8 protein-coding genes and 1 pseudogene are annotated in these 6927 nt (G+C 31.8%); 3 read left to right on the top strand and 6 right to left on the bottom strand.

Features of this window, described 5'->3' with window-relative positions; genetic code table 11:
* The 3 genes from ACJMML_RS04925 to ACJMML_RS04915 all read right to left on the bottom strand — a co-directional run.
* Positions 1-246 (bottom strand): hypothetical protein (locus ACJMML_RS04925; protein ID WP_405306255.1); only part of this gene is annotated, 246 nt, incomplete at its 3' end.
* Between the two features lie 37 nt (positions 247-283).
* The gene (locus ACJMML_RS04920) at positions 284-409 is read right to left on the bottom strand and encodes a hypothetical protein (protein ID WP_405291845.1); all 126 of its coding nucleotides are present in this window, start codon (positions 407-409) and stop codon (positions 284-286) included.
* Between the two features lie 14 nt (positions 410-423).
* Entirely contained in the window at positions 424-825 is a 402-nt protein-coding gene (locus ACJMML_RS04915; RefSeq protein ID WP_405306254.1) for a winged helix-turn-helix transcriptional regulator, read from the bottom strand.
* A gap of 225 nt (positions 826-1050) precedes the next feature.
* On the opposite strand from ACJMML_RS04915, the gene modA reads away from it, so the two are divergent.
* From modA to ACJMML_RS04900, 3 genes are all read left to right on the top strand, one after another.
* Positions 1051-1887, top strand: a complete 837-nt coding sequence (gene modA, locus ACJMML_RS04910; RefSeq protein ID WP_405306252.1) for a molybdate ABC transporter substrate-binding protein — start codon at positions 1051-1053, stop codon at positions 1885-1887.
* Positions 1888-1975: 88 nt separating this feature from the next.
* Positions 1976-2653, top strand: a complete 678-nt coding sequence (gene modB / locus ACJMML_RS04905; RefSeq protein ID WP_405291839.1) for a molybdate ABC transporter permease subunit — start codon at positions 1976-1978, stop codon at positions 2651-2653.
* A gap of 22 nt (positions 2654-2675) precedes the next feature.
* Positions 2676-3707: a sulfate/molybdate ABC transporter ATP-binding protein gene (locus ACJMML_RS04900; RefSeq protein WP_405306251.1), complete on the top strand. Its 1032-nt coding sequence runs from the start codon at positions 2676-2678 to the stop codon at positions 3705-3707.
* A gap of 98 nt (positions 3708-3805) precedes the next feature.
* Here ACJMML_RS04900 and ACJMML_RS04895 read toward each other — a convergent pair whose 3' ends face one another.
* The 3 genes and pseudogenes from ACJMML_RS04895 to ACJMML_RS04885 form a co-directional block, all read right to left on the bottom strand.
* A complete protein-coding gene (locus ACJMML_RS04895; RefSeq protein WP_405306250.1) occupies positions 3806-4075 on the bottom strand; it encodes a hypothetical protein in 270 nt (89 codons plus the stop codon).
* A gap of 37 nt (positions 4076-4112) precedes the next feature.
* On the bottom strand, positions 4113-5435 hold the full coding sequence (locus ACJMML_RS04890; protein WP_405306249.1) for a hypothetical protein: 1323 nt from the start codon (positions 5433-5435) through the stop codon (positions 4113-4115).
* Positions 5436-5608: 173 nt separating this feature from the next.
* Positions 5609-6926: pseudogene (locus ACJMML_RS04885) on the bottom strand (IS4 family transposase).
* Position 6927 lies beyond the last annotated feature (1 nt).

Below are 6927 nucleotides of genomic sequence, written 5' to 3'. Positions count from 1 at the left end.
GGATAGGCCTTTTCCTTCCATATCCAGTTCATCCGGAACTTCAAGGAATAGCTTTCCTTCTTCATATTCAATATTATTTCCAATTCCCACGTAGATATTGTCATGCTCTGAAGTCAGTGGAATTCCTCCACGATAGTTTTCAGCTATTAGCTTTAGATCATCTTCAGTCCATTCAACAGGTTTGGTTAACCTTTCATCCAAGTCAGAATAATCATATGATCCAACTTCAAATAGTTCATGCTTCATATTATATAATTTATTATATTATTTATATAAATATTTATTATATAATATCAGCATTATCATCAAATATCCTTTCACCGACAGGCTGTTCCTCTTCAAAGTTGCTTAAGTAGTTTTCATAGATTTCATCACATTTAACATCAAGCCCATAATGTATTGACAACATTATCTGAACTATATTTAAAAATCAGCTTTAACATTATATTTGTTCTTTAAATAGGATTTGATTTCTGTTCTTTGATTTTCATCAAACTTATCGAAATATGGGTCGGTTTCTGTTATATATGATCCTAATGCATACAGGACATGGTTGAGCTTTTTTCCCCTTTCAGTTAAATGATATTCAGTATCAAATTCATTTGTTCCGCTTGTAATCTTGATAATTAAACCTTTTTCTTCCATATTTTTAAGACAATTGGACAATACTCTATTTGTAATTCCAGGATTTTCTTTTTTAAATTCATTGAAATGAGTTTTTCCAGAGTAAATATCTCTAACAATCAACAATAACCATTTTCTTTTTATCAATTCAACAGCCATTGCAACAGGACACTCTTCAAAAATTTCTTTGGGATTAACCATAATATCAATCTATTTAATGCATTAATTTAATTATCAGATATCTGAATGGATACCTATAATTATTTATATGATTTAAATCTATATATAATTAATACTTTTATTATAATTTTTATTATTTAAATATTAAAAAAAATAATTTTAATAATATAAATGGCAAAGTAACTGAAAGTAGATTATCATGATATCATCATGAACAATTCAAAAATTAAAAAAAAAGGTGAAAAAATGAAATCAATACGAAAAATATTACCTCTTGCGATTTTATCTTTAATAATTATCGTTAGCGTTAGTGCTGTTTCAGCAGGGTTTTTTGACTTCCTTGGAGGTGACGATAATGCTGCAAGTGATGTTAACCTGACAGGTGAAGAAATCAATTTGGCAGCGGCAGGAAGTTTGAAAAATGCTTTTGACGACCAGTTAATTCCAATGTTTGAAGAAAAATATCCTGGTGTAACAGTAACACCTAATTATGCTGCACCTGGAAACCTGCAGACCCAAATGGAAAACGGTTTAGAAGCAGATGTATTCATATCTGCATCCAACAAAGAAATGGATGCATTAGTGGAAGAAGATATAATTGACAATGCCACCAATGTACAATACTTAGAAAATAAAGTAGTTTTAATTGTTCCTGCAGACTCAGATTCCAACATTTCCTCATTTGATGATTTAAAAGATGTTGATGGTGAAATTGTCATTGCAAATCCTGAAGCAGCACCTTTAGGACGTCATGCTAAAGAAATATTCACAAACCTCGGAATTTGGAATGATGTTGAATCAAAATTATCTATCGGTACAGATGTGCAGGATATATTAAATCAGGTATCACAGCATTCTGGTGAATGCGGTATTGTATTTGCAACCGATGCAAAAGCCAGAGACGATGTTAAATTAGTTTGTGAAGCACCAGAAGATGCATTAAAAACTAAAATCATTTATCCGGTAGCAATAACCACCAATGCAACAAACCCTGATGCAGCACAAACATTCATCGACTTCTTGCAAACACCAGAAGCACAAGATGTCTTTGTAGATTATGGATTCATAATCCACGAAGAATGATATTGAACAGTTTATTGGATATGAAAAACTAATTTTTCTTATCCATTAAATTCTATTTTTAAAAATAAACTAACAAAGGAGAATTAAAATGGTAGATTGGTCCCCTTTTTTTATTTCAATGAAAACCGCATCATTATCAATTGTCATAACTTTTTTTGTAGGTCTTATTATTGCATGGGGAATCGTGAAATTGAAAAACGATTCAATAAAGATAGTTCTTGATGGAATTTTTACACTACCCCTTGTACTGCCCCCAACTGTTGTGGGATTCTTTTTATTATACATTATAGGTGTTAAAGGACCCATCGGTAGCTTCTTTATAGAATTTTTTGCAATAAAAATAGCATTTTCCTGGCCTGCAACAGTAATTGCTGCAGTAGTAATGTCATTTCCACTGATGTATCGATCTGCAAGAGGAGCATTCGAACAGGTTGATCCAAACCTATTGGATGCAGGAAGAACCTTGGGAATGTCAGAGTGGAAAATTTTCTGGAAGGTACTGTTTGCAAATGCATTGCCTGGAATTATAAGTGGCGGAATTCTTGCATACGCCAGAGGTTTAGGCGAATTCGGTGCATCATTGATGATTGCCGGAAACATTGCAGGCAGAACAAGAACATTGCCTATGGCAGTATATTCCGATGTAGCTGCAGGAAATATGGGAAATGCAGTTGATTATGTAATAATCATAGTGCTCATAGCTTTTATAGCAATTTTCATTATGGATTTTATCTCCATACGCAAAGAAAAACAATGGAGATACTGAAAACAGTTTGAGGTGAATTTTTATGAACATGTTAAAAGTTAATATTCAAAAGAAACTCAGTGAATTTGACCTGGACATTGATTTCCAACTGAAAAATAAAAGACTGGGAATACTTGGTCCATCAGGATGTGGCAAAAGCATGACATTGAAATCAATTGCAGGTATTGTAAATCCAGATGAAGGCATCATAAGTTTAACAACAAACGAAAAAATAGATTATTATGATTCACAAAACAAAATTAACTTAAAACCTCAAAATAGAAATGTAGGCTATCTATTTCAGAATTATGCATTGTTTCCCAATATGACTGTTGAAGAAAATGTTGCCATCGGATTATCTAATAATCAGGAAAAAACAAGAGTGTCTGAAATGATAAAACGTTTTCGCCTTGAGGGCTTGGAAAAAAGATATCCCAGACAACTATCAGGAGGTCAGCAGCAAAGAGTGGCTCTAGCCCGCATATTGGCATATGGTCCGGACGTGATATTGTTGGATGAACCATTCAGTGCAATGGATACCTTCCTAAAAGAGCAGTTACGTATGGAACTTCTAAATTTATTGGAAGGATTTGACGGATTCTCAATAATGGTTACACATGACCGTGATGAGGCATTCCAATTCTGTGATGAGCTTATTGTGCTTGATAAAGGAAAAATCATAGCAAAAGGAGATACATATGATATTTTTGAAAATCCGAGAAAAGTGCAGGTTGCAAGACTCACGGGATGTAAAAACATTTCTAAAATCGAAGTGATAGATGATTATCATCTCAAATCATTAGATTGGGGAATTGAACTTGGAGTATCTGAAAAAATCACTCCAAATATCACTCACATTGGAATAAGGGCACATGATTTTACTTCCGCTGAAAAAGGAGATGTAAATGTAATTGATACTCAAAATTCCACAATATTGGAAATGCCTTTTGAATGGGAAATTACATTGGAAAACGGATTATGGTGTAAATACGACAAACAAATCCACGAACATGAATTTAACCTGCCAGACTATTTAAAAATTGATCCCCAAGATATAATACTACTAGAAGCGTGATTTATTATTAATCACTCCCACATGCTTCAAATATGATTTCATCTGAATTCAATGCATTTCATGGATTTTATTTCCAAACTCATCTCATTTTCATTACTTTAAAGCAAATCATCAACTTTTGGAGAAATGCCTTTGCCAGTCATGTCAAGCTCATCGGGAATGTCAATGAATAGTTTTCCTTCTTCATAGGAGATATTATTTCCAATTCCAAGATATATTCTTTCATGTTCCTGTGTTAGTGGTATTCCTCCACGGTAGTTTTCGGCTATTAGCTTCAGGTCATCTTCTGTCCACATTACAGGTTTGTTTAATCGTTGATTTAAATCAGAGTAGTCATATGATCCGACTTCAAATAGTTCATGCTTCATATTATATAATTTATTATATTATTTATATAAATATTTATTATATAACATCAGCATTATCCTCAAATATCCTTTCACCGACAGGCTGTTCCTCTTCAAAGTTGCTCAGATAGTTTTCATAAATCTCATCACCATTAGCATCAAGTTCCATAACATATCTTACAACATCATCACGTGAATAGCTAAAGTAAACATTATAAGAATCATTAACACCCATCAATTCCAACTGGCGATTTAAAAGTTCATTACAATACTTTAACACCCATTTCTGGTCATTAGCTACATTAACAATAAAACCTGTAATAGATGAATCATTAATGTATTCAGCAACATTCTGATTTGACTTTTCAGTACCTGCCTGAGACTGAGGAGTTACAAAAGTTCGCAAAATATTATTTCTGAAAATTTCAGTCTGTCTTGTATAATCTGACTGGTAATTATTACCCCCAAGAATTTTAGATTCAATTCCAGGAGGAACAATTGCAACATTACTGTCAGCAGTAGTTCCATAATCAGCATAAAGATTTTCTTTTGCAGTAGCTGAAAGTTCTGTGATAATTGGATTACCGTTACTGTCAAGTGCAGGTTTTACTTCAATGATATTGTCCTTATTGATACGCTCTACTTGGTTTCGCTCTAAATTGCATTTGTGATATATATCATCAAGACAGTTCAGAACAATAGATTGAGCTTCAGAATATATCTCATTATACATAAAATTAATAACTTGATCTGCTTCATACTTCACAGTTAATGTTCCTTCTTCAACACTTACAAAGTTGCTGAAATCATCAGGTGATCCGTTAACAATATCTTTAGGCATTTCATGAAGGTATAGCTGCACTTCATTATCATCATTGAATTCTTTTTTAAGTCCATAACCATTGGCACCGATTTCTAAAAAGATAGGTTTAATATATTTGCCTATGGATTTGTCCCAACGTTCTACAGGTTTAATAAGTCCTTCCCCATCAACCATTCCTCCCTGCAGAATATTTTTAGCTATTTGGCTGATGTCAATTTTTCTCGCCCATAAAATTAAAGTCAATTTTTGCTCAGCAGACAATTTATTTTCCTTATCTACAAGAACAATATTAACATTAGCTTTATCAATTCTATTTTTCAATATTCCTGAAGTATAACCGTCAAGCTTAACAGCATAACGTGCATTAGCTATTGTCTTATTAATTACTGGTGGAAGAGCATCTGGAAGATCAAGGCCCGTATTTATTCCATCAGTTCTAGGTTGCCTTTCATCTTCTCCCCAATAGCTGCGTTTAGTATTATACTGTTCTACACGGTTGTTCAATAATTTGGTCTTAATATAATCCGTAAGTCCCATATAACCTTCCTCACATTTCATAGTTTTACATAATATATTTATTATATTTTTTATTATATTATTTATATAAAATATATAATAAATTTTTGTAAAGAAGATTATCGTTAGTCCAGATAAATATTTAATGGAAAAATTCAATGCTGTCAAGCTAAGATTTTCTTGATTTTTTAAAAGCTATCTTGGAGGTTTGATTTTCATTTTTTATGGTAATATTTGATTTTTTCTCTTTCTTCGTTTGTTAGTGGATTTATTTTTGTATATACTAAGTCTTTACTTGCTATGTCGAGTATGTCTTGTATTGCAATGTTTATTTCTTCTTTATCGTCTGTTAGGAGTCTGAACATTTCTTCTTTGATGTTTCCGATGAGTGTGTTGATGTTGGTTTTGTATTTGTATTTGTATTTCGTTGTTTCCTTTGGTTTTCTTGTTATTTGTTGTTCTGCATCGTGTTTGAGTGCTATTAGTACATTGAATAGGTATATGTGGCTGTAGAAGTCTTGTTCGATGATTATTTTCTTTTTTCCTGAGAATTTTTCTATGTGGAGTTTGTTTTTTAATCTGTCATAGTTAGTTTCTATTTTCCATCTGTCGCCGTATAATTGTTTTAATTCTTCTGGTGTTGCTATTTCTTTTGGTAGATTTGTTAATAATGTTTCTATGGTTCCATTTTTTAATTTTACTTTTACAAATCTGACGTTTATGTCGCGTATTTCTTCTGCATATTTTTTGACATCTTCTGAATTGAATTTATCGATTTTTAATTTATTTAATGTAATGCGAAATGTTGCATCATTTATTCTCTTTGTTTCCATTACTGATTGCTTTTTTTTAAATGTTGACTTTTTTTGCTCTGATTAGGAAATAAGATTCAAGTTGTATAGTTTTTACCATTAATTCTGTGAAATTATATCCTCTGTCATAGGTTGTTATTGTTTTTTTCAAATCTATTTTGTCTTTTGCATCATCTAAATGTATCATTGCATTTGTTAGTTCATTTACTTTTTTATTTGTTAGATTGGAAGAAATTACGAAGACCCAATGAGTATCAACCATGCATGAGATTCTTGCTGAGGAGGTATTTTTTTTAGGTTGTGTTTTTTCAGGAATTTCAAATTCTTTTCTTGTTAATTTTGTATTGGGAATTTCTACAATGGAACTATCAATTGCACATACGTGAAATCCTTTGAATGATGCCATTTCGTCCTGGCGAGAGTATATTTTTGAAATAAAACTATCATTCATGTCGATGTAAACTATTGGATCAATAAATTGTCTTTTTTCTGAAATGGCTTGTTTAGTTATTGTAACACCTCTATCATTCAATTCATTTCTTAAAAATCTATTTACTTCAATTGAAGTTGTTTTTTTACGATTACACAATGGATATTTAATCATTGCCTTCAAACTCAATTTTCCCTTTCGAGTAAAAGCACTTTCACACAATACATATTTTCGTTCAACAAAATTATTAAAATTTCCGAATTCCTCTAAAACAAAATCCTTAAAAAACATG

It is taken from the genome of Methanobrevibacter sp., from assembly GCF_045130115.1.
GTDB lineage: Archaea > Methanobacteriota > Methanobacteria > Methanobacteriales > Methanobacteriaceae > Methanocatella.
Note: the sequence above shows the minus strand (reverse complement) of the source record. Positions and strands in the feature narration are given on the sequence as shown.

What these genes read in the sequence shown, in the direction of transcription:
- ACJMML_RS04920 (WP_405291845.1), bottom strand. Translation starts at nt 409, where the DNA reads ATGTTGTCAATACATTATGGGCTTGATGTTAAATGTGATGAAATCTAT.
- ACJMML_RS04915 (WP_405306254.1), bottom strand. Translation starts at nt 825, where the DNA reads ATGGTTAATCCCAAAGAAATTTTTGAAGAGTGTCCTGTTGCAATGGCT.
- modA (WP_405306252.1), top strand. Translation starts at nt 1,051, where the DNA reads ATGAAATCAATACGAAAAATATTACCTCTTGCGATTTTATCTTTAATA.
- modB (WP_405291839.1), top strand. Translation starts at nt 1,976, where the DNA reads ATGGTAGATTGGTCCCCTTTTTTTATTTCAATGAAAACCGCATCATTA.
- ACJMML_RS04900 (WP_405306251.1), top strand. Translation starts at nt 2,676, where the DNA reads ATGAACATGTTAAAAGTTAATATTCAAAAGAAACTCAGTGAATTTGAC.
- ACJMML_RS04895 (WP_405306250.1), bottom strand. Translation starts at nt 4,075, where the DNA reads ATGAAGCATGAACTATTTGAAGTCGGATCATATGACTACTCTGATTTA.
- ACJMML_RS04890 (WP_405306249.1), bottom strand. Translation starts at nt 5,435, where the DNA reads ATGAAATGTGAGGAAGGTTATATGGGACTTACGGATTATATTAAGACC.